This is a genomic window from Chryseobacterium sp. MYb7, assembly GCF_002979455.1.
Taxonomy (GTDB): Bacteria; Bacteroidota; Bacteroidia; order Flavobacteriales; family Weeksellaceae; genus Chryseobacterium.
This window is the reverse complement of sequence record NZ_PCOU01000007.1, coordinates 132,849-156,478: the sequence shown is the minus strand read 5'-3', so window position 1 is coordinate 156,478 and position 23,630 is coordinate 132,849. Positions and strand designations below refer to the sequence as shown.

Annotated in this window: 24 protein-coding genes; 20 read left to right on the top strand and 4 right to left on the bottom strand. The window is 36.3% G+C overall.

Annotated features, from left to right (window positions below; genetic code table 11):
* The first annotated feature begins 1 nt into the window (after position 1).
* The 13 genes from CQ046_RS23525 to CQ046_RS08025 all read left to right on the top strand — a co-directional run bounded on the left by CQ046_RS23525 (position 2) and on the right by CQ046_RS08025 (position 11,663).
* Positions 2 to 172 carry a hypothetical protein gene (locus CQ046_RS23525; RefSeq protein ID WP_165790487.1) on the top strand — a complete coding sequence of 57 codons (171 nt, stop codon included), beginning with the start codon at positions 2 to 4 and terminating at the stop codon, positions 170 to 172.
* A gap of 64 nt (positions 173 to 236) precedes the next feature.
* On the top strand, positions 237 to 1,238 hold the full coding sequence (locus tag CQ046_RS08080; RefSeq protein WP_262498046.1) for a DUF2931 family protein: 1,002 nt from the start codon (positions 237 to 239) through the stop codon (positions 1,236 to 1,238).
* A gap of 3 nt (positions 1,239 to 1,241) precedes the next feature.
* The gene (locus CQ046_RS08075) at positions 1,242 to 2,609 is read left to right on the top strand and encodes a T6SS phospholipase effector Tle1-like catalytic domain-containing protein (RefSeq protein ID WP_105701766.1); all 1,368 of its coding nucleotides are present in this window, start codon (positions 1,242 to 1,244) and stop codon (positions 2,607 to 2,609) included.
* 60 nt (positions 2,610 to 2,669) lie between these two features.
* Positions 2,670 to 3,713 (top strand): hypothetical protein, encoded by a 1,044-nt coding sequence (locus CQ046_RS08070; RefSeq protein ID WP_105701765.1) that lies wholly within the window; start codon positions 2,670 to 2,672, stop codon positions 3,711 to 3,713.
* 29 nt (positions 3,714 to 3,742) lie between these two features.
* Positions 3,743 to 4,231 carry a DUF4280 domain-containing protein gene (locus CQ046_RS08065; RefSeq protein WP_105701764.1) on the top strand — a complete coding sequence of 163 codons (489 nt, stop codon included), beginning with the start codon at positions 3,743 to 3,745 and terminating at the stop codon, positions 4,229 to 4,231.
* An 11-nt stretch (positions 4,232 to 4,242) separates the two neighbouring features.
* Entirely contained in the window at positions 4,243 to 7,035 is a 2,793-nt protein-coding gene (locus CQ046_RS08060; protein WP_105701763.1) for an OmpA family protein, read from the top strand.
* 10 nt (positions 7,036 to 7,045) lie between these two features.
* On the top strand, positions 7,046 to 7,633 hold the full coding sequence (locus tag CQ046_RS08055; RefSeq protein ID WP_123906590.1) for a hypothetical protein: 588 nt from the start codon (positions 7,046 to 7,048) through the stop codon (positions 7,631 to 7,633).
* A 3-nt stretch (positions 7,634 to 7,636) separates the two neighbouring features.
* Complete coding sequence (locus tag CQ046_RS08050) at positions 7,637 to 8,407, top strand: hypothetical protein (protein WP_105701761.1); 771 nt, start codon at positions 7,637 to 7,639, stop codon at positions 8,405 to 8,407.
* 69 nt (positions 8,408 to 8,476) lie between these two features.
* Positions 8,477 to 9,259, top strand: a complete 783-nt coding sequence (locus tag CQ046_RS08045) for a hypothetical protein (protein ID WP_105701760.1) — start codon at positions 8,477 to 8,479, stop codon at positions 9,257 to 9,259.
* Positions 9,259 to 9,819, top strand: coding sequence for a LemA family protein (locus CQ046_RS08040; RefSeq protein ID WP_105701759.1), 561 nt, complete (start codon positions 9,259 to 9,261; stop codon positions 9,817 to 9,819). Before CQ046_RS08045 ends, CQ046_RS08040 begins: the two co-directional genes overlap by 1 nt.
* A complete protein-coding gene (locus CQ046_RS08035; RefSeq protein WP_105701758.1) occupies positions 9,800 to 10,180 on the top strand; it encodes a hypothetical protein in 381 nt (126 codons plus the stop codon). Before CQ046_RS08040 ends, CQ046_RS08035 begins: the two co-directional genes overlap by 20 nt.
* 20 nt (positions 10,181 to 10,200) lie before the next feature.
* The gene (locus CQ046_RS08030) at positions 10,201 to 10,854 is read left to right on the top strand and encodes a hypothetical protein (protein WP_123906589.1); all 654 of its coding nucleotides are present in this window, start codon (positions 10,201 to 10,203) and stop codon (positions 10,852 to 10,854) included.
* 95 nt (positions 10,855 to 10,949) lie between these two features.
* Positions 10,950 to 11,663: a hypothetical protein gene (locus CQ046_RS08025; protein ID WP_105701756.1), complete on the top strand. Its 714-nt coding sequence runs from the start codon at positions 10,950 to 10,952 to the stop codon at positions 11,661 to 11,663.
* Between the two features lie 167 nt (positions 11,664 to 11,830).
* On the opposite strand, the gene CQ046_RS08020 is transcribed toward CQ046_RS08025, so the two are convergent.
* The 3 genes from CQ046_RS08020 to CQ046_RS08010 form a co-directional block, all read right to left on the bottom strand.
* Positions 11,831 to 13,621 (bottom strand): endonuclease, encoded by a 1,791-nt coding sequence (locus CQ046_RS08020; RefSeq protein ID WP_105701755.1) that lies wholly within the window; start codon positions 13,619 to 13,621, stop codon positions 11,831 to 11,833.
* A 286-nt stretch (positions 13,622 to 13,907) separates the two neighbouring features.
* A complete protein-coding gene (locus CQ046_RS08015; protein ID WP_105701754.1) occupies positions 13,908 to 14,435 on the bottom strand; it encodes a DUF4136 domain-containing protein in 528 nt (175 codons plus the stop codon).
* A 1-nt stretch (position 14,436) separates the two neighbouring features.
* Complete coding sequence (locus CQ046_RS08010) at positions 14,437 to 14,619, bottom strand: DUF5522 domain-containing protein (protein WP_047434227.1); 183 nt, start codon at positions 14,617 to 14,619, stop codon at positions 14,437 to 14,439.
* A gap of 40 nt (positions 14,620 to 14,659) precedes the next feature.
* Between CQ046_RS08010 and CQ046_RS08005 the strand changes: the two genes are divergently transcribed.
* A complete protein-coding gene (locus CQ046_RS08005) occupies positions 14,660 to 14,986 on the top strand; it encodes a hypothetical protein (protein ID WP_105701753.1) in 327 nt (108 codons plus the stop codon).
* 51 nt (positions 14,987 to 15,037) lie between these two features.
* Here the strand turns inward: CQ046_RS08005 and CQ046_RS08000 are convergent, their stop codons facing one another.
* Complete coding sequence (locus CQ046_RS08000) at positions 15,038 to 15,847, bottom strand: hypothetical protein (protein WP_105701752.1); 810 nt, start codon at positions 15,845 to 15,847, stop codon at positions 15,038 to 15,040.
* A 308-nt stretch (positions 15,848 to 16,155) separates the two neighbouring features.
* On the opposite strand from CQ046_RS08000, the gene CQ046_RS07995 reads away from it, so the two are divergent.
* The 6 genes from CQ046_RS07995 (at position 16,156) to CQ046_RS07970 (ending at position 23,596) form a co-directional block, all read left to right on the top strand.
* Positions 16,156 to 17,064: a 1-aminocyclopropane-1-carboxylate deaminase/D-cysteine desulfhydrase gene (locus CQ046_RS07995; protein ID WP_105701751.1), complete on the top strand. Its 909-nt coding sequence runs from the start codon at positions 16,156 to 16,158 to the stop codon at positions 17,062 to 17,064.
* A 66-nt stretch (positions 17,065 to 17,130) separates the two neighbouring features.
* Positions 17,131 to 18,189: a glucosaminidase domain-containing protein gene (locus CQ046_RS07990; RefSeq protein ID WP_105701750.1), complete on the top strand. Its 1,059-nt coding sequence runs from the start codon at positions 17,131 to 17,133 to the stop codon at positions 18,187 to 18,189.
* Between the two features lie 72 nt (positions 18,190 to 18,261).
* On the top strand, positions 18,262 to 19,551 hold the full coding sequence (hemL, locus tag CQ046_RS07985) for a glutamate-1-semialdehyde 2,1-aminomutase (RefSeq protein ID WP_105701749.1): 1,290 nt from the start codon (positions 18,262 to 18,264) through the stop codon (positions 19,549 to 19,551).
* 309 nt (positions 19,552 to 19,860) lie between these two features.
* Positions 19,861 to 21,195 carry an amidohydrolase gene (locus CQ046_RS07980; protein ID WP_105701748.1) on the top strand — a complete coding sequence of 445 codons (1,335 nt, stop codon included), beginning with the start codon at positions 19,861 to 19,863 and terminating at the stop codon, positions 21,193 to 21,195.
* Between the two features lie 237 nt (positions 21,196 to 21,432).
* Positions 21,433 to 22,278, top strand: a complete 846-nt coding sequence (locus tag CQ046_RS07975; protein ID WP_105701747.1) for a helix-turn-helix domain-containing protein — start codon at positions 21,433 to 21,435, stop codon at positions 22,276 to 22,278.
* Between the two features lie 79 nt (positions 22,279 to 22,357).
* A complete protein-coding gene (locus CQ046_RS07970) occupies positions 22,358 to 23,596 on the top strand; it encodes an amidohydrolase (RefSeq protein ID WP_105701746.1) in 1,239 nt (412 codons plus the stop codon).
* Positions 23,597 to 23,630: the final 34 nt, after the last annotated feature.

Here is a 23,630-nt window from a genome sequence, read left to right as displayed (position 1 = left end):
TATGGCAATCATCAAAACAGCAACCAATCTGCGTATCACAGTCAAAGATTCTTACCATCTGAGCGTAGGAAAAAAGGTGGAAAAAATAGCAAAGAAAATCAATGTGGAAGCACAAAAAGACAATTTGATGTTAGCCAGTAATAAGAAAATAATGTCTCATGGGAATAAATAAATTAAAGATCCTGATTTTTTTCATCATAGGAAGTTTCTCATTAGTAAGTTGTCAAAATAAAAAAATGGAAGAAAAATACAGCTGGCTTGGAACAGTGAGCGCACCGCAGGAATATCCCATGGAAGTTTATCAGGGAAGTATCATTGCTGATGATTTTACTTACAGCTTTGATGCTATATGGGGAACCCAGAATACAGGATGGGGAAATACCGGGGCTACAATGAATGTTTCTACCCAAAAAATGGATATTCCTAATACATTAGAATTTACATGGTATTCTTTGGTGGAAAAAAAATTCTATACCGGAAAATGGCCTTTAGATAAAACCAAAATTGAAAAATTGTTCAAAGAAGGCTTCACAGATAAAGATACCGGGAAAAAAGAAACCTATACCACTTTTAAAGTGGGATTAGCACCGAAAGGAAAAATCGTATTATGGATTAATGCGCCAGGTGTTCAAAAAGAAATCGGCAATTTCCAGGCACATGATACCATTATCACAAAAGAAAAAGCCTATGAAAATGCTCAATATATGCTTGAGGATGGCTATGCAGATGATCGTCTGAAAAGTGATTTTCTGATAACGCCGGAGATTAAAAACAGGATTACCGAGTCTGGCTACCCTGATCCTTCCGTATATGAAATGTACAGGAAAAAATACCTCTGGAAGCCTGTTATAGAACTTCCACAGGGCTATCAGGTAAAAAAAATATTCTTTATGGCAGCTAACGGAGAGTATGATACTTATGACGGAAGTACAAAAGAAAGAGCAATACCTTATTATTTATCCATTAGCATCATTGGGCCGGATCATAAAGAATGGGGAGCCAATATTTTCTTTACGAAGAATGAGAGTTACTATACAGAAAATGTTTTAAAAGGAAATAACGTTCTTCCGGTAGATTTTGATCTGAATGATATTAATCAAGTATTTGGTGGAATTGATCAGAAGAAAGAAGCGGACTTTATCATTAAAGTTGTTCCTGAAAGCAAAAAAATGATTGTAAGTATAAAACAGGGCGAAAAAACATATGAACTAAAGGATTTCATCAGTAAAATTTATTAGATTATGTCTAACGTAGTATTTGGAAACTATTCACCATCATCAGCTCCGGAAAATATAATCAGTGTTTCACTGGGAATATTCTTTGACGGAACCTTGAATAATAAAACCAATTCTGATGCAAGGAAAAACAAAACCAAGGCTTATGACGACCATGGAGAAGATCCATCAGACAATAACAGTTATAATAACGACTGGAGTAATGTCGCACGCCTTTGGGAAAATTATGATAAAAGAAATGCAATCTATATAGAAGGTATCGGTACCCAGGATAATAAGGGAGATGAAATGGACGGCTATGCCTATGGTTCGGAAAAAACAGGGATTAAAGCAAAAGTACAGATAGGATGCGAAAAAATTGCAGAAAAGATAAGTCTGCTTAAAAAGGCTAATTCTACAGCAAAATTGGGAACAATCACTCTGGATGTCTTTGGATTCAGCAGAGGAGCTGCCGCTGCGCGGTATTTTGTACATCAGGTATCCAAAAAGAAAGTGAATATAGATCCGAAAAGTATAATGTTCGGTAATCTGGGAACGGAACTGAAAAAAGTAGGTGTCAACCTTGACGAAATAAATGTGAATATACGCTTTCTCGGTATTTTTGACACCGTTTCTTCTTATTCTGAAAATACCTGGACAACTTCTCCCGATTTCAGTAATGATATTGAAGAACTTCAGCTGGATGATATTGCCAAGGCCCGAAAAATAGTACATTTTACCGCAGAAAATGAACATAGGATCAATTTTGATTTAACAGACATAAAAGTTAAAGTAAAACAAAAAGACGTCTATCTCGGCATTGAAAAATCATTCCCGGGAGTACACAGCGATATTGGAGGAGGGTACGAAACAGGCCCCGAAGCAAAAGACGAAATCATCAACGGCAGCACAAGCGTTCAGAAAAAAAGAAAAGAACAACTGATTGCAGAAGGCTGGTTTCGGGATCCGGAATTAATCATTCATGAATATTCGCGTAAGCTTTCTAGTGACAGAAAGCTGGTTAAAAAAACATACAGTTTTATCCCTTTACAATTTATGGGAGAGTATGGAAAAAATGAAGGATTAAAAATTGATGCCGTACAAATCAATACTAAATATAAAATTTCTGATGATCCGCTTCTGGTAAGAGTGAAAAGCAGACTAAACCCATATGTGATGGGGAATGGAAAACCCTATGCATTCCGATGGATTCAAAGTATTCATGACCAATATAAGGGAGCAAAAGTTCCCGAACAGAAATATGCTGATTATCAGAAGGAATTGAGAGAGCAGAGTGATCTGAGAGAATTGAGAAACAAATACCTGCACTGGTCTGCAGACTATGATTGGGTAGGGATGGATCCAAGAGAAGATAGAGTAAGAGTAGTACATTAGAATGAATATTCAATAATAAGGATATCATACTAAGAAAGACATTGAAGCAGGAACATTTTTATGCAGAAATATAACATACATACCGTTCAGAAAGATGAAACCTTAAAAAGTATAGCCACACTGTACGGATTGGATAAAGATGTATTAAAACACTTTCATAATAACCACTGTGCTGTTAAGGATATGATCCTGATCAATCTTAACGGGCAGAAAGAGCTTTTTGTTCCCAGAACAGCTGTTGCAGATAAAAATAGTTTAGTAAAATTCGGAAAAGGAAACAGCCTTAGTCTTCAGCCGGAAAATGCACTACGAAAATACAGTGTAGTCATTACCATTGAAAAAGGAGAATCCAAAAACGAATTAAAATATGAAACATCAGTTCGCTGGCTGAAAACAGAGAAAGGACATCAGTTTTTTGAGATAGACAGAACATCCAATCTTTATCTCAACGAAGAAGAAGTCAATGAAATTGCAGATCTGCTGGCCTACAGAACATCCGCGGTTTTATTTCCCTTACAGATCAGTACAGATGAACATGGGAAATTTGAAACCGTAGAAAATGCTGAGGTTTTTCCAAAAAGATGGACGGCCATAAAAGAAGAACTATATAAAGAATTTGAAGGTGAAACCGTAGACGAATACTGCGAAAAGATTGAAAAAGTAATCAGCGAACCTGAAGCCATCAACCTTTATATCAAAAATGATTACTTCATCCGTGCTTTGTTCTTTGGGGTATACCAAAGCTTCGGAAAAGAATATAAAACAGAGATAACGGCAAATTTTCCCGTAGTGGACAATGCCATTGAACCCAGATATAAATTAACACTGGAAACTGATCCGCTGAAAGAAGAAACAGGTTTAATTACCATAGAAGGATCAGGAACATTATATGAAGAAAGAGATATTGATGATTTTATAAGAAAATCACCTTTTTCATTGATTATAGAAGATAACCCTGTGATGAATGAAGAAGGAAATTTTAGAATCATAAGCTATCTGAAAAGAGAAACTTCACTTCCGGAATCTCTTTACCTCGAATGCAGTATCATGCTGCAGGAAGAGAAAAAGATTGCAGTATCAGTATCAGGAATTGATGAAAAATAAAAAACCATTTCACTAAAGATAAAATTAATATGGCAGAAAAACATATTGTAGTACAGGGCGCTATGTGCAAATGCCAGTTCGGACAGGCTCCGGACAAGCTCAAAGTACTTACACACCAAAAAGAATATGCCAATGATAAAAGCGGTTCCAAAAAACTCATCGTCACAACGAAAGAAATAGGAGGAGCCACCTTTGAAAAAAATACATTCGGAAATTGTACCAAAATGGGAGGGCCACCGCCACCCTGCAAAATTATGGTTACAGAATGGCAGAAGTTTTATGATAAAGTGCAGCTCAGCAATGGTGGATACATTATTGTAGAAGACAGCAAAGCAGTATGTGCGGTTGCAGGAACTCCATGTATTGAAATTATAGACCATGGGCAGAGAGCAGAAGCCAGCCAGCAGAATTTTAAAAATGCAGATAAAGATGTTCAGCAGCAGATCAACCCGTTGGTGGAGTCCGAAGAAATGTATAACGAACAGCCTTCAGGAGGAGGGCAGGATGGTACAATCTAAATGACAAGAAAATGGCAAAAGGCGTAAAGAAAATAAAAGTTGTAAGCGGATTGTACTATCCCAAAATGTCTGTATTAGGACAGAGGATTACCATAAAACCTGACCAGTGGGTGCAGTTTGGTATTGACGAATGGCTGCCGGGCACTACAGATGCAGACAAAAAGAAACCTCTTACCTGGATGAGGCAGAACAGCAGCCGAAAAATTATTATCAACCAGATGACTTCTGCAGGAGGATATAAATTTTTAATAGATAAACAATATTGTGGAAGCTATCAGTTTTATATTGAAGCCAGTCTTTCCGGAGTTAGAGATACTAAAAGTGATACAGGAATATTTGTAAAAGGCTGGTGTGAGCCCAAAATTGTAAGCAGCAAGTGGTCCACACAAAAAAACAGCAAAAGCATAAAAAACAATAAAAAAATCGAATACATTTCCTACGGACACATTGTACATCTTAACCTGATGACAGAAGGTCTGAACGGAAATACAGTCAGTATTGAGCTTTGGAATCAGCAGACAGCAAAAGCAGATAAACTGGTGCATACCTACAACAATGTACAGGTAATAGACGGAGAAGTCAATCTGAAAATAGAAAATACCTTTACCTGGATGGCCTATGTAGACAATATCCAGAATGTAGAAGAATTCTATGTTAAAGTAAAAGATACCGCCTCCAAACAATATATTAAAGATAAATTAGGTGATGATCTTCACGCCATCTATCTTAATGTAAAAAATAAAGTTGTTACAACTAATACCAACGGAGCCCAAAACCAGACTCCTACCAAAGTATATAAACCGGATGTAAACTCCGTCAGGCTGGAACCCTGTAAATTTGAAGTGATCAAGATCACTGAAAATGAAACAAAGGATGGAAAAGCGAACAATACAACAGTCAAAGTCTTTGACAATGGAAACGGTGTCAAACTGATAAAGTCTGCCGCTTTACAGGAGCACATTCAGAGAACAATTTTTTATAAATTCGATTCTACAGTCATTGATAAAGACGGAGTTGCTATTCTGAATAACGTACTCAAATTCCTTCTGGAGCATAAAGATGCAACCATGAATCTCAGTGGCTATGCCTGTGTGATAGGAAAAGAAAATTATAACAAAGGACTTTCCCAAAGAAGAGCAGATGTAGTCAAAAAATTCTTTGCAGATGGCGGACTGGATCCCAGAAGAATAATCTCAGTAGGAAAAGGAGAAGTAGACCCTACTGATGATAAAATGGGAAGAGATAATATCAAATATAAAAACGAGAAAGACTACGGAAACAACCGTAGAGTAGACATCTCATTCGTATTCAATGCTCATGATGCCCAGACGATCCACTATGAAGTAACAGCACCAAGCGTATCCACCAAGAAAGTCCTGATCATTGATGTCACAGGCTTTCAAACCAATGAATGCTTCAGAGACAGCAAAGGAAAGCATAAAAAGCAGATTCAGATGGTAGACGTAGGGCAGGCAATAGATAAAGGAGATACCGTAAAAACATTTACAACTCCCTCATTTACTTATGGAGTGTATTCAGATTTATCTCAATTAACTGCCTATCCTATACAATATATCTGGCCGGCAGGAACCAATCCAAACCAGTTTCATTTACATGTTCATACCTGCAGATATTATAGCAATGAGAAAAGAACGACAGTATTGATCAAAGCTTATCCGGATATCAACTGGACATTGAGCTTTACTTTGAATCTCACCAATGATCTCAGCGTAAAATGGATGAATATGGATCCCCATGAACATAAAGAACTGCAGAAAAGAGCAGGTAAAATGGGAGCCGAAAAAAGATGGAAACAAAAAGATGCCTCATTAGCCTTCAGCTTAAAAGCAAAATGGAACAATGATCAGCAGGAAAAAGAGTTAAAATACGAATACGAAACCAAGTTTAAAAAAATATATGATACATTTGCTTCTATAGGAGCAATGTCAGACGGAGTTCTCAATCAGGCAAAAGGAAAAGTACGTTCCATTTCTCCTAAAGGAATTCCGGTAAGCTTTGCCGTGAAACCTCCGAATATGGAGTTGTCCGGTAACTGGCTTTTAAAACATCCCAAAGATAATAATGCCATTATCGGGACAGATGTAACGATAGGCTTAAAAGCAAGTCCGCTGATTGGCCTGGAAATGACAGTTGACCTTCTGGGAGCTTTGGTATTCGGGATTTCAGGAGCCGTAAGTGGAGGAACAGCCGCACCGGGAGTCACAAGATTGTATCAGGAAATTCAAGGAAAATTGAAATCCGGAATAGATGTAGGAAATGATAATGTTGGCTTTAAGGCATCCGTAGATATCTTTATGGATCTTATTATTTCCAGTACAATAGAAGTGGAATCTGAATTTAAATTTAATACCGCTGGAAAACTCAAAGATTCCGACTTTAAAGTCTCAAGTAAGAGTAAACTTAAACTGGAATTAAAAGTAGGAGTGAAAATTCAGGGAGAAGTTTCACTGGCTGTTATCAAAGCAGAGGCTTACTTTGAGGCTTCAGCTTCCGGAAGTGCTTCCATCACATTTGGACAGGGAATCAATTACGATGAAAAAGGATTATATTACCGTCCTGTTCTCGGATTTGACGGTCTTGATGCCCAATATGTAGTCACAATAAGTGTTGGTCTTGCTATTAAAATTGCAAAGAATAAACATAAAGTGCAGGAAAGCAGAAATGGAAAATATGAAATTGCCAAAGGAGACTTTAAAAATGTCATTCCTCCTTTTGATGTCATCAAAGAATTAGAATCTTATTTTGGAATAAGCGCAAATATTCCGTTGATTAAAAATGATTAATATTCATACAATGAAAAATCTTATCTTATTATTTAGCTTTTTGGCTATCGTGTCCTGCAACGGACAGACCGACCTGGAATCCTTTAAATTTGATGAAAAACTGCCGGATAACAGTTTGAAAGGAGAGAAGGATACAGAAGCCAATTACGGATTATTATCTTATAAACAGGCCAATATTAACAATTATAAGCTGGGAACAGCCACATTTTCCGAATATGCAGTGCCTAAAGGGTATGAGTATTCCAACAATAATCTGGCGTTATTCGTAAACTCTTATCAGAACAATCAATATCTGGGATTTGTATTGAACCTCGCTAAAGAAGACGAAGGAAAAAAGCTGATCGATTATCTGACTAAAACATACGGTAACCCGGAAAAAAGATCTACGGATAAGACCGGAGTTGCTTACTTCTGGGATGCTTCAGCTAAAAATAAATGGCTGTTTTTAACCCAAACACAGGAATTGACCCAAAGCAATACAAAATATACCAATACCAAACTGATTGTCGTAAAGAAAGGAACCAGAGTGGAGAATTCTTCAGATGCAGGCACTTTCTCCATCTTAGACAGTTTTACCCTTGCTTATCCTAAAAAATAAAAGATGAAACCCTATTACGAAATAGATTTTAGTGCGGTAATGTGTTCTTTTCAGATCAAAATTAATGATGTGGAATTAATTTCATTGAGTATCGAGGGACAGACGAGATCAGATTTTCCCATCAATCATCTTATTCTGGAAGGAGGTAAACAAACAATTGAAGTGAAAGGACTGCCCATGGATGGGCATCAGGATTTACATGAAGATTCTTACATCAGATACAGGGTGAATCTCTATGATATGGCCTCAGGAGAATACGCTTTTGTAAAACAGTTTGATGAATATTTTACCAACAAACCTGATAAAAACATACCTCTTATAGGACACGCAAGTACATTTGAAGCAGATGTACCCTATAAATTGGAAGCATGGCAAAACGGAATGAATCTTAAAGACGTTAAGTTCGACGTTAAAGAAAAACTAATCAAAAAGTATAACGAAATTATAAAGTTGATTAATGGTGGCAACTACAGTTCGTTCATAGCACAATACCAAAAAAGAGAAAATAATAATGCTTTAGCCATGTATCTTAGCAAAAGCCAGGCAGAAGGTAGGATACAGGGTATTATTTCGGATATGCAGAATGGGTACAAAGCACAGAGCCTTCCGGATGATATTCTGGTAGAATATTCAGCATATGGAAAGCTGGCCGCATTAAAATGTACAGATATGATGTCTGCATTACGTCTGGAAAATCCGGAAAGTGAGGAGGAATTAGTTCTGCCTATAACATTTTATATCCCAGAAGGGAAGGATGAGTTTGAGATTATATAGCAATCTTTAAAAGAAAGAAACAATGGAAATAATATTTAGGGATTTCCACCAGTTTTTATAACAGAATAGATGGGAGTTAAAAAGGAAAAACCATACATCGTATATAGTATTTTAGGAATAATAGCGGCAGGCTTTATTTATTTTATTCTTTGGATTATTTTTAAAGATAAAATGCCGCTGTATGAATATGCTTCTGAAATTTCCAATAACTATGACAGTTATGCAGAGAAAGCGATCATTTTTTTTCCATTACTTTTTTTTGTCTTTATCTTTATCATATTAATGAAGCCAAATGCTGCCAAACGTTTTTTACGGCTGCAGTCATCACTTCCCACCTCGAAGATCCATTCTGTAGCAAAAGGGATCGCAGAAATTGAAGGAACATTAGTGATGATGAATCCTTTATTCTCACCCGTAAATAATGAAACCTGCATAGGATATTATTATACTATAGAAAATATAGACAGAGATTCGGATGGTAAAGAAACGTACCGCACCATTCACAAAGAAACCCGATGCAGTATTTTCCAGATTAAAGATGATACAGGAACCATAGAAGTAGAACCGGAAGGAATAGAGCTGGTTTTATTAGAAGAAACCAATATAAGAAGTCACAGCGGTAAAAGGTACAAAGAAACTCTTTTAAAAGAGGGTCAGAAAATGCTGTTGGTAGGCTATGCCGATTCCAAAAACGGAACCCCTTTCATCAGAAAAGATGAACATTATAAAGTCCTCGGGATTACTTCCTCATCAGGGATCACGGTTTGGAACAAATACCAGCCATTGCTGAGGTCATTTATGTTTACCTGTTTCATCATCTTTTTAATAATTATTTATATACTTACACAATAATGAATCAGACGGTCGCAATCATATTACTTATTTTACTGGGAGTAGTTATCATCAGCTTTTTGATCAATCTTTATAACAAGTTGGTCATGCTTAAATTTAATGTTGATAAAGCCTACGGAAATATTGATGTAGTGCTGAAACAGCGTGCGGATGAGATACCGAATCTTGTCACCGTTGCCAAACACTTTATGAACTACGAAGAAAAGCTTCTTTCCCGCCTTACAGAGCTCAGAACTTTTTATAATAACAGTACTGATGCCGATAAAAGAACCGAGATTGCCAATGAAACCTCAAAAGCACTTTCTTCATTCTTTGCCGTTTCAGAAAACTATCCCGAACTCAAGTCTAATAATAATTTCCTTGAACTGCAGAAAAGAATTTCCGATCTGGAAAACAAAATAGCAGACAGAAGAGAATTTTTTAATGACAGCGTTAATCTGTATAACATCGGAATTCATGAATTTCCCAATGTGATATTGGCAAAAATGTTAGGCTATAAAGACAAAACATTACTGGAAATTACCAACGAAGAAAAACAGTATGACGGGGTTCAGTTTTAATACTTTCTTTGGATTGGAAAGTCAAATAGCCAATTACCCGGAAGTAACCATTTTCGGAGCGATGTTTCTGCCGCTTTTGTTGTTTCTGCCGATTGCTGTAATAGGATGGATTTTCAGAAAGTTGAAATTCAACATGTATATTATTCATGTATTGATGTATACTTTGCTTTTTACATTTATAATAGGAACGATTACGATATTTATACTTTTCTTTATTACCGATAAAAATGGAGTGAAATTAGCCTATTGCTGGCTTACGGTACTCACAGGAATGTTTTTTTTCAGCCTGATCAATGCCAATACCATTACCAAAATGTTTACCGACTGGTCTAAAATAATTAAAGAAAAAGGAAATCAGTAATTTTGGAAAAAACATTGAACATGATGAAAGAATTAAGAGTGCTGATATTGATTTTTGTAGTATTGATCAATATCTGTTGTGGAAATAAATCATTTGACCTGTCATCAGTTTCCTTGGGCGATGATGCAAAGAAGTATGATTTTGAAAACAAAGACTTATTTCTGAAGGACACAGCAAAACCAGAGATCATTCAATATTATGCCGATGAAAATAGAGGTGTAACCTATGGAAATATACCATTAGATAATACGATGGGTACAAGGATTACAGTATACAAAGGAAAAGTAGGAGCTATTGATACCAACGCTGCAGAAAAATATTCTCTGGATTTTGTGGAAAAAATAGTAAAAAAGCATGGGAATCCTACCGCTTCTATTACAGACAAAGCAACTGTAGATGCCCAACTGGTAAAACCGATTTTTGAAAAGCTTAAAAAACTTTCTCCGGAAAAAGTTTCATGGAATCAAAATGAGAAAAATTCCTTTACATATCCTACTTCTTTCTTTTGGGATGATGGAAAAAACTATTCCATAGTAAGTATCTCCATTGAAGAGGATGGAAAAATAAGAAATAAGTATATTTCTGTAACCAAAGATGCCTATCGTAATAATGCCGTTTTTGGATTGAAATATCCCACACCTCCTGCCTCTCCATGGCATAAGTATATGAATTAAAAAACAGGCAATCAAAATAAAAAGAAGTATTTCCAGATACTTGAATCCATGTTTTTCTGTTCTATTATTGATAACCTGATACTAATACTAACATTATGAAAAGATTAAAAAATATTATAATACCAATGATCTGTTTGGGACTTGCTTCATGCGGCCATCAGAAAAATAAAGATACTGAATTGGTGTTTGAAACAAAAGGGAGTACACAGACAGAACCCTTTAATCTTGCTAAAATTACGGTAGGAGAAAATATCAATGAAATTTTAAAATCTGCTGGAGCCACAGCAAAAGAAGCGGTACGTACCAATGACGTTACCTTGATTGGAAATGAAAAACTGGCTTTTTCATCCAAAGAATTATTACACTTCAACGGAATAGATCTGGAAGGGAAAAATGATAAAAATACCAATAAAGTAATTCTACACTTCGGAAAAGTAGACGAGGAAATAGGTCCTCTCGCCAATGAAAAAGAAGACCAATTGGGAATGTATCAGATTGATATTTATACAGAGGAAGAAAAAACCGCACTCCTGGATAATCTGAATAAAACACTTCAGAAACCTAGCTTTGATACCATCCGTGAAGGATTTGAATCAGAAGTGAAAGATAATGAAATCATCCAGACGCATAACAAACTCAGACAGGAAGTAGCGATTTGGAGAAATAAAGATATGCTCTATTACTACTGCGAAACCAAAATAGATAACAAACCAGACGAATACCGCTGTAATCTCTTTGTGTTCAGAAATAAAGAATGGAAAGACCTCCTGAAAGGATCAGGATATCCCGATCTGGATAAAATTCATTGAATAAATTAAAACATTTGCTTAATCTAATCAGCTTGCTGATTCCTCTTTGCTCCCTAAAATAACACGTAGAAAAATAAAACCTTTGCGTTAAAAAATAATAGCTCAGTAAAAAACAAAAATGCCAGTCTAAAAAGACCGGCATTTTTTATATCAAATTATTGTTCAAACTATTTCACTATAAACTGCATCGTCACCTGATCCAGTTTCAAAATATACACTCCCTGACCCAGATTTCTTGTTTTAATAGAATTTCCATTTCGGAAAGGCTGATCTATCGTCTGAAGAGTTTTCCCCTGAAGATTATAAATCTCAGCTCTTTTTACCTTCTGAAGATCTCCTTTTACAAAAATTTCCTGATTGGTAATCGGATTGGGAGAAATTTTAAAACTGCTAGACGTTGTTTCTGCGGCTGTACTTTGAGCCATTCTAGCTGAAGAACCGGAATAGCAGGTCCATGAAAGATCATCAATAGCCACTCTGTTGCTGGTTGAATTATTCACAAGACTTACCACTACATTTCCGGAAATATTGATATTATTGATGGTTGTAGTTGCTGTTGAAGCACTATAAGGAATCGTTCCCACAGTTGTTCCATTTACCTTTACATCAAAAGTATCATTAGAACCTGTAAATTTAAGCTGTGTAGTTACCGTCAAAGTTCCGATACCATTGGCAGAGCTGCTTGAAGTTAATGAGCCGTTTCGTACCGTAATCGCTTTATTATTAAGAGTCTGATCAGTTCTTGCATCTGTTGCCGTCCATGAAATACCGCTATTGCTCCACGTTCTGCTTGCATAAGAAGCGCTGGCTGCCGGAATAGTTTCAAAACTTTCATTTACACAGTTAGTAGACGGAGTAGTTGTTCCTGCATTGGTTGTTCCGGAAACAGTAGAACTATTTGATGAAGAATTTCCAGCTGCATCCTTCGCAACAACATAAAAGCTGTAAGTAGTAGAAGGAGTAAGACCTGAAATGGTTGCTGAAGTTGAGCTTACGGTAGTTTTCAGGCTCCCATTCATATAAACGTTATACGCAGTAACCCCTACATTATCAGTAGAAGCTGTCCAGGCAAGAGAAATGCTGCTGGAAGTTTTTCCTGAAATATTCAGACCCGTTGCTGTAGTAGGTGCCTGAGTATCATTTGTTGGCTGTTGAGAACCCCAGATTTGATTTACATAACTAGGATTGTCAATAAACGGATTTCTGTTACCCTGATAAGTATAAGACGCATTATTTCTCTTAATCTCAGCCTGAGAAACCGGATCCTGATTGTGCCAGGCAAGAAGAACATTCAGTTCCCATGTCTGCAATCCAGGGAAAGTAGAACTTCCCAGCATGTTTCCTGATGAAAAAGAAGAAAGTTTGCTTTGATAGCGCGTTACAAAATAGAAAATCATACGGGCAACATCCCCTTTAAACTCGTCAATCGGCTCAAAAACCGTCCCCGAATATCCTGAAGAAGCCGATGTTCCAAGCTTTGATCCGTTCATTGAAGTGAAAGAAGCACTTCCAACCTTTCCGTAAGGATAATTACTTCTCATTCCGTTTACCTTTCCGTCCGTAGCTCGGATAAAATGAATATCCGCAACCATTGGAGAAGCCTCACTAAAAAGACTTTGAGGAACAACGTGCTCTCTGTTATAGCAGTTTCCTTCCGTGGAATACGTACCACATTGGTTGGTTCCAGGAGTGTATTTGTAAGGATCAGTACCGTTAGGCTTTTCAGAATACATATCAAGGATAGAACCGTCATTTTCGTAGTCCTTATCAATATCAGTAGTTTTATAGGCTGTCCACAATCCGTTGTAGCCTTTATCCTGATGTCCGCTGGAGATGATGCTGCTTAATGCAGTTTTTAGTGCCGCACCGCTCAGTCCGTTGGCAGAATTGTAGTATCCTGCAGGAGCTTGAGCGTGGGCAAGTCCCGCAAATACAGAAAATAAGATGATTTTTTTCATATCAATACAAGTTTCAACAAGAATACCACATTTTTGTGAATAAAAAATTACGGAATCGTTAATTTTAAATGTACTGCATGTAAGAAGTGATGAGTGATGAATTATTAATTATGAATTATGAATTATGCTGTGATCAAATATCTGTATCTGTATTCAATTCAATAGGAGTGGGCTTTAGCCCACTCATCAAATAAATCAGAATCCATATGGCTTTAGCCTAAATTTAAAACCTAATAAAAAAAGCCAGTACAAAACGTACCGGCTTATATAATGGATGACTTACATCTTATTTTCTTTGTGGCGGATAATTTTTCATAATCTCAGCCAAGATTTCAGGAATCTGTCTCTGTTTTGCTTTTGGTGAATCTACAGAAATTCCGCTTCCGATACCCTGCCAAACCAATTTGTTGGTTTTAGCATCAATAAGGTCTACGATTAAAGCTCCTTCATTATAATTCGTGGTCCATGTTCTGCTCATGCCAACACCCCATCCGAATGATCCACCCCATCCCCACATTCCGTAAGGTGAAGCTGAATTAATATCGGTAACCTTCTTATGATTTGCTTTTACGTTGATAATCAGATCAGGATTTTCTCCAGACTGAAGACCTTTGCTCTGAAGTTGTCTGGACAGTTCGTTCAGTACTCTGTCTTTGTCAATATCATTCAATTTTAAATCATCAATTCTTATCTTATAAGTTTTGAAAGAATTGAAGTTGGCTGTTTCAGCATAATCTGAACGTACTTGAAAAGGGCTGCATGAAGTTAGACCTAATGTAGCAGATGCCAACAAGATAAAAATATATTTTTTCATTTTATTTATTTTTTTTATCGCTTTTAATGAATGTATCAGTCTTTTTATCGTACCCGTAAGGACAGTGTCTGCAACCGCTTTTACAGCAATATCCTCTTTTCAGATGAAATTTTTCTGTAAAAACCTTGTACCCCTGTTCATTATAGTAGAAGTCCTCACCTTCTTTGATGTCATAATGGGCCATAAGTTAAATGCTAGTCAAAAAACTTTTTATATTTGTTACTATGATAATTGTGTGCCAAAAGCCTTTAAAAAAATTAAAAATTAATGGCATTGCTCTTTTTCCCTTTATCTTCATTAGGAAACCCGAAGATAAGGAAAATAATGTATTGATCAATCACGAAAAAATCCATTTGCGTCAGCAGCTGGAAATGCTTATTATTTTCTTCTATATTTTCTACGTCATTGAATATTATTACTGGTTTTTCAAACTCAAAGACGGTTATCTGGCCTACAGAAGAATCTCATTTGAAAGAGAAGCCTATGCCAATGAAAAGAACCTGAATTATCTCAAAAAAAGAAAATTCTGGAGCTTTCGGAAGTATTTATAAATGTTCATGAGTTTTATATGGTAGAAGGATTCGTGAACATTCTTTTTCTTATTATTTTAATTGTTTTATAGAGATATAATTGCTTAGATGTGATTGGTTATAACCACTACCTGTGCCATTAAAAAATTTACTTGTAGATAAAGTAGCTCCGGTTCCATTATATGATAATTCTTTCAAGTAGAATGTTGCAGTAGCTGTAGTTTTAAGATAAAATGTTTTTAAAACAGTTGAATTTCTTGTATCAGCAGTTGTTGTTCCTTTGTTATTTTGAACATCAACACCACTTATAATAGTTCCATTAGCATCACCAGCTATATTTTCAAAACTACTAATAGTTATCGGAGCTGTTGCAGGGGCATCGGTGAAATTAGTATTATTTAAAAAAATGACTAGGGAATAGGTTATTTCATACAATCCGGCGGGTAAAGTAAAACCTCCTGTTGATGAGTTGTAAGATCCTCCAAAATTAGCCATATCATTGAATGCAACATTATCAAAAGTGATGTCATATTTTTTATTATTGACAGGCATTGACTGATCCACTGTTTTAAAGGCTAAAAATCTGGAAATAAAGGTTCCGCTTGATGACCCTCCACACAGAGAACCCCAGGAGTTTGCTAAAGTAGAATAGGTCTGCAGACATCCTATAGTGGAATTAAAAATTTGCAATCCATCTGCAGGAGTGGTTATAGCATCCCTTTGAGCAGTTGTTAATCGTGGAATTAACAATCCCTTAGAATTAGAAGAGATATCCAGAGCGGCTGTAGGATTAGGATTACTGGTATTAATACCAATTTGCGCTAAAGCAGTTACAGAAAAAAAGAGGGAAATCAGAGCTGAAATGAAATATTTTGCTTTCATAATTTATTTAATTTGTGTTTTTATATATTTTTCCAATCAATATAAATTTCAAGTATTATAAAATTGTGATTAAATAAAATGAAATTTATAAACTATCGTATTTTTTATTTGCAAATTTAATTGATATATTGAGTGTTTTATGTAGATTTTTATCTAATTTGGGATTTTTTATGGTTTATTCATTATGTTGTGATTTTTTATGGATTTCAATTAACAATGATTCCAAATGATTTTAAAGAAAAGGTATTCTGGAGGTAAACTCCTTCCAGACAAATTAAAAATATTATTTTTGTTAAATAATTGGTAAAATGCTATTAAAACTTCCCACAGAACCTGTTTCCATTCAGGAAATTCCCATTCATAAAAACATAAAACTATTCATTAAAAGGGAAGATCAGATTCATCCGCTGATTTCAGGTAACAAATACTGGAAACTGTTTTATAATATCAATCACTATCTGGAAAATAATCCGGATAATCCCTACATTATTACATTTGGAGGCGCTTTTTCCAATCATATAGCAGCTGTATCGGCATTAGGAAATCTTGCAGGTATTCCGACACTGGGTATTATCAGAGGAGAAGAACTGCAGCACAAATGGCGTGATAATCCTACTTTACTGTTTGCTAAAAGAAACGGAATGAACCTGAAATTTGTCACCCGTGAAGAATACCGTCACAAAGAAAAACTCACAGAATTTCTTCAGTACGAGTTTCCGGAGGCATTGGTGGTTCCTGAAGGAGGTACTAATGAAGAGGCTGTAGAAGGGGTGAAAATGATGCTCAACGAACAAACAAAAGATTTTGACTATCTTTGCACCGCAGTTGGAACAGGAGGAACCATTGCAGGAATTTCAAAATTTTGTGAAGACAATCAGAAAGTTATAGGATTTAAAGTCGTTGACGATGCTTCACTGGAGAATAAAATTTTTGAATTAACTTTGAGACAGAATTTTAATCTAATAGATTCATGTTTTGGAGGTTATGGTAAAATAAGTGATGAAAACATCCATTTTATTAATGATTTCAAAGAGAAATATGGTATTCCTTTAGAACCGATATATACAGGAAAGATGATGGAGAAAGTTTTTGAACTGATAGATGAAGATTATTTTCCTGAGAACAGCAGAATTTTGTGCTTTCACACTGGCGGATTGCAGGGAATTGAGGGAGCTAATCTGCTTTTAGAAAAACAGAATAGAAATTTAATTATATAAGTAAAATTGAAAAACATGAAACACTTAGTGTTCCATCTTTCATTTTAAAACAATAAAAATTATAAGATGAAAAGACTTTTCCTATCCATAAGCCTTTTAGTTTTATCAAAATTTTCTGCCCAGGCTTGGGCAACCGAAGATCAGTATATTCAGAAGTTTGCTAAATATGCTGTAGAAGAAATGGAAAAATATAAAATTCCAGCTTCTATTACCCTTGCCCAGGGATTATTGGAAACCGGGGGTGGGCAAAGCAGATTGGCACAGGAAGGTAAAAATCACTTCGGTATAAAATGTAAAGAAGACTGGACCGGTAAAACGATGAAACATACCGATGATGCGCCTAATGAATGCTTCCGTGTGTATGAAGATCCAAAACAGTCTTACGAAGACCACTCCATATTTTTAGCCACCAGAAAATATTACACGAATCTTTTCAAATTGGATATGAAAGATTACAAAGCATGGGCTTACGGGTTAAAAAAAGCAGGTTATGCTACCAACCCCCGCTATGCTTCCATTCTGATCACCAAAATTGAAAAGTACAAGCTATATGAATACGACAATACCAATTCCAATGAAGTATTGTACGCTGTTCTTAAAATGTACCCGGATCTGAAAGACGACAGAACTTTCATGGCACAGCTGGACCCTTCAAAAGCAACCAGAAAAACCAAAGAACCGGTTACCGTAGAAGTTCCTTACAAGCAGACTTCCTACGCACAACAACAAAAAAGAGTAGAGAGAATCAAAACAAAAGCTGAAATTCTTAATTCTATTCTTATCAAAAGTCACCCAAATGATGGGCTGAAATATATTGTCATTCCTGAAGATACGGATGTGAAATTCATTGCCAATAAATTCAAAGTAAGCGAAAGCAGACTGATGAAATGGAATGAACTGGAAAATGAAACCTTAAAGAAAAATGATATCGTTTTCCTTGAGTCCAAAAACTCAACAGGAAATACTGCGACTTATAAAGCTGAATCCGGGGAAGATATGCATGATATTGCACAGAAATTCGGAATCAAATTAAATAAATTATATGCTAAAAACAGAATGGATGAAGGACAGCAGCCATCTGCAGGACAGCTTATTTATTTAATAGACAAAAAACCACGAAACTAATTAATTTTTTGTTGAGAGTTTACCGTTGACAGTTTATTGCCAACCGCAGCTGTCAACAGCAACTAAGTATATATGAAGTATCAAAGAAGTTCGGCTTTATTTGATGAAGCCTACAAATACATTCCGGGAGGAGTAAACTCTCCGGTAAGAGCATTCAAATCCGTTGGAGGAGTGCCTGTTTTTATGAAATCGGCAAAAGGAGCCTACCTTACAGATGCAGATGACAATACTTACATTGATTATATCAACTCATGGGGGCCAGCCATTTTAGGACATACCCATCCTGAAGTATTAGAAGAACTGAAAATACAGGCAGAGAAAGGATTCTCTTTCGGTGCCCCTACAGAACTGGAAACAGAAATTGCAAAATTCATTATTGAAAATGTCCCGAATATTGACCAGATCAGAATGGTTTCTTCAGGAACAGAAGCATGTATGAGTGCCATCAGACTGGCAAGAGGATACACAGGAAGAGATAAAATTATAAAATTTGAAGGCTGTTATCATGGACATTCAGATTCATTTCTGATCAAAGCCGGAAGTGGTGCTGCTACATTCGGAAACCCAAATTCTCCGGGAGTAACTGCCGGAACAGCAAAAGATACTTTGCTAGCCCGTTATAATGATTTTGAACAGGTTGAGGATTTATTCCGTCACAATCAGGGAGAAATTGCAGCAGTAATTATAGAACCGGTTGCAGGAAATATGGGATGCGTACTGCCAGAAAATGATTTCTTACAAAAGCTGAGAAAGATTTGTAATGAAAACGGAGCTTTATTAATTTTTGATGAGGTGATGACCGGTTTCAGATTAGCTTTCGGAGGAGCTCAGGAGCTTTTCAATGTAAAAGCAGACTTAGTGACTTACGGAAAAGTAATCGGAGGAGGTCTTCCGGTAGGAGCTTTTGCAGGAAGAAATGAAATTATGGATCACCTTGCACCAAAAGGAGGAGTATATCAGGCTGGAACATTAAGTGGAAATCCTTTAGCGATGAGAGCAGGATTAAAAACACTTCAGCTTATTAAAAATGATCCTGAATTTTTCAGCAGATTAGAGAAGACAACAGAAACATTAGATTTTGAAATCGGAAAAATTCTGAACGAAAAAGGAATTGCTCACAGAATCAACAGAAAAGGTTCTATGATGTCTGTATTCTTCCATATTAAAAGCGTTTCCAACTTTGATGAAGCACAGGAAGCAAATCATTCTTTGTTTAATAATTTCTTCCACCAGATGCTTCAGAATGGAGTGTATCTTCCGCCAAGTGGCTATGAAACGTATTTCATCAGTGATGCTATCAAAGACAAAGAGATTGACAGGACACTGGAAGCTGTAAGAAAATTTGAATATTCAAACAAATAGAAATAAATGAAACCGGATTTGAGATCCGGTTTTTTTATGCAAAAGAAATTTGATTTAAAGAGTTTGAATTGAAAAAAATTCAACACAATCTCTGTCACTCCGCGGGAGTCTCACCAGCTTAAAACAACATAATCTGGATTCCTACGGAATGACAATTACCGTAAATACCTTTTTTATTGTAATATGAAAAAGATAAACCGGGTATTTTTGCAAGGAATCAATACAAAGCATAAATCATACAGATTTTGTAATAAACCATACACTTCGGTCAGAGCACTTCTTTTTAATTTTGTATTAAATAGATTGGAAATGAAGACCTCAGGCAATGGTATCTCCCGCAAAGATTTTATCCGGCATTCAGTTTTGGCTGTAGCGGGACTCACTTTAATACCTAATATGATGAATGCATCACCTTTCTGTGATGAAAATAGTACTTCAGTAAAGGGAAAAATGAGCCTTAAAAATGTTCGCCTTGAAACAGGGTTTGAATACCAGGATGGGGAAGTAGTCTCCACCAAAACTGATCTGTTTTACGTGGAAGTTGAAAACGGAAAAATTACAAAGATTGCTCCTAATCAACCCAATGCTAAAGCTGTGGATGCAAAAGGTCTGCTGATGCTTCCTGCATTTAAAGATATGCATATTCACCTTGATAAAACCTTTTATGGAGATCAGTGGCAGGCTGTCCGAAAAAGAACCGGAGGTATCAAAGGAATGATAGAACTGGAGCAGAAAATGCTTCCTGAGATGCTGAAAAATTCAACCTTTAAAGCAGAAAAGCTGATCGAGCTATTGCAATCGAAAGGAACTTCTTATGCTAGAAGCCACGTGAATATTGAACCCACTTCAAAACTTCAGTCATTAAAAAACCTGCAGAAAGCTTTAGAAAATAAAAAGAAAAGCTTTGGAGCGGAATTGGTTGCCTTTCCACAGCATGGAGTGTTTTATACAGATTCTGTGCCTTATCTGAAAGAAGCGGCAAAGATGGATATTGATTTTATCGGAGGAGTAGACCCATTCAACATCGATGGAGATATTGAAAAAGTGGTAGATTTTACTGTTCAGCTTGCTTTGGATAATAAAAAAGGAATAGATATCCACCTGCATGAAACCGGAGATTCCGGATTGAAAACGGTTGAATATCTGATTAAAAAAGTAAATGAAAACACTGCGCTTAAAGGAAAAACTTACCTAAGCCACTGTTTTGTCCTTGGAAAATTAGAAGCCGCCAAACAGGAAGAAATCGCTGAGAAATTGGGTGAAGCACAGATCGGAATTGTCTCCACAATCCCTTTCGGCAGACTGATTATGCCTATACCAACGCTTTACAAGCATAATGTAACTGTTCTTACCGGGAATGACAGCATTGTGGATCACTGGAATACTTTCGGAACGGGAAGTGTACTTCAGAAAGCCAATTTAATGGCTCAATTGTACGGATATTCCACAGAGTTTTTATTGTCAAGAAGTTTAAAACTGGCAACAGGAAATGTGTTGCCATTGGATGATAAAGGAATCCGGCAATGGCCAAAATCCGGAGATAAAGCAGATTTTGTATTGATTAACGCAAGTTGCTCTGCAGAAGCGGTGTCAAGAATTTCAGAGGTGGAATCATTGGTACACGATGGAAACATAGTCTTTTAATCCAACATACAAAGCGATAAATAAATTTATATATTTTAGTTGTGTTTTTTGTAACCGCAAAGGGTGTAAAAGTTTTACGGGGGAAAGCCTGAGAATTTATTAAGATTTTTGGAGACAGCCACAGAATGCAGATAGAAGCAGAAGATAGAGTGGTTGAGATAAAACTTTTGTTCCTTTTGTGGTTATTTTAGTTTTTCTCTTACAAATTTTAGTAATTTTAGGAGAAAATCAGGCAGAGTGGCTTACCATACAGATCATTTTCCCATTTTAGGAATTCAGGAATTTAGTGAAAATCAGCTGAAAGGCTGTAATCTGCTGTTCAATGATCTTTCCGGAGCACGCTCCATTGATGATCCCCACAAGCATGATTTTTTTATCGTCAATCTTTTTGAGCAGGGAACTGGCTCACATACCATAGATTTTACAGAATATCAGGTAACAGACTATCAGATTCACCTTGTTTTTCCGGATCAGGTGCACCAATGGGTGATTGAAAAAGAAACCATCGGCTATCAGTTGATGATCAGCAGAGATTGGTTTGAAAGTTTTCTGCCGTCATTGAGATTTTCCGCATCATATTACCAAAATCATCCGGTGATCAATCTTTCCAAAGAAGTTTTTGAAACTTTTCGGCATGAATTTCAGGAAATCAGAAAAGAGCTGAGTGGAGAAAAAGTATTTTGGGAACTGATTCAGAAAAGAAGTGAACTGATCGGTTTGTTGGTGAGTAAATCTGTAGAAGGCGCTTTCAAAGACTTTGAAGTCTATAATTCGAATCCTATTATTTCGAAATTCCTGCATTTCATAGACGAACATTTTAAAACAGAAAGATCCGTTTCTTTTTATGCAGATAAACTGAATATTTCTGCCAATTATCTGAATATTGTCTGCAAAAAAAATCTCAATACCTCGGCTTCATCCCTTATTCAGGATCGTATTTTACTGGAATCCAAAAGACTTTTAAAAGTTTCCGAAATGTCTGTGAAAGATATCGTATATGATCTCGGTTTCTATGACCATGCCAGCTTTTCAAAATTCTTTAAAGCACAGACAGGAATGACACCTTCCCAGTTCAAAGAATAATCTGTACAAAACAAGACATAATTGATACACCGGTTTTCCCTTCAACAGGGGTTAATTTTGTATTGTTAAATTTTAAAACATGCAATTTCCCTATCAATTAACTGCAAAAGGAACATATTCCCTTAAAAATGTCCGCCTGGAAACAGGTTTTGAATATGAAAATGAAGAAGTTATCGGAACAAAAACTGATCTTTTCAGTATTGAAATTGAAGACGGAAAAATAAAAACAGTCAAAGCAAATGATCCAGCTTCCAAAGCAATAGATGCTAAAGGATATCTGATGCTTCCGGCTTTCAGGGATATGCACATCCATCTGGATAAAACATTATATGGTCTCCCATGGCAGGCACTTTCTCCGAAAAGAAGAACAGTGAAAGATATGATTGCTTATGAACAGGAAATCATCCCGGAATTATTGAAAACTTCAGTAAGCAGAGCTGAACAGCTGATCAGCCTTCAGCAGCATTACGGAACTCATTTTGCGAGAACCCATTTCAATATTGATCCTACATCAGGATTAAAATCATTGGAGCATCTTGAACAGGCTCTTGAAAATAAGAAAGATTCTTTTAAAGCCGAACTGGTGGCCTTTCCGCAGCATGGAGTTTATTATACGGAGTCGGCTCCCCTGATGAAAGAAGCCGCTCAAATGAAAAGTGTTGGCTTCATCGGTGGATTGGATCCATTGAGTATTGATGGAAGCATTGAGAAAGTAATGGACTTTACAGTTCAACTGGCTCTGGATCACAATAAAGGGATTGATATCCACCTGCATGAAGTAGGAGAGTCCGGAATGAAAACCATCAATTATCTGATTGACAAAGCAATCGAAAATCCTGAACTTCAGGGAAAAACATTTGTAAGCCATGCATTTGCTTTAGCTCATCTTTCACCCAAAGAAACTGAACAGATTGCAGAAAGGCTGGCTGCAGGAAAAGTAGGAATCGCTTCTTCTGTACCTTTCAAAGGAACGGTGATGCCAATACCAGCCCTGAAAGAATATGGAGTGAATGTTTTGATAGGAAATGATAATGTGCAGGATTACTGGAGTACTTTCGGATCCGGAAGCATGCTGCAGAAAGCTAATCTGATTGCAGAACTGTATGGTTATGCTACAGAATATGCGCTTTCAAGAGCTTTGCAGTTTGCTACTCAAAGTATTCTTCCTCTGGATGAAAAAGGAAAGCAGCAATGGCCTAAAGCCGGAGATGAAGCTGCTATTGTTCTTACAGACGCATCATGTTCAGCAGAAGCCGTTTCCAGAATGTCTGAAATAAAAGCCCTGATGAATGACGGGAACTTATTTTGGAGAAATTAATTTGAAGTATATATTTTTTTATACACTTGTTTTT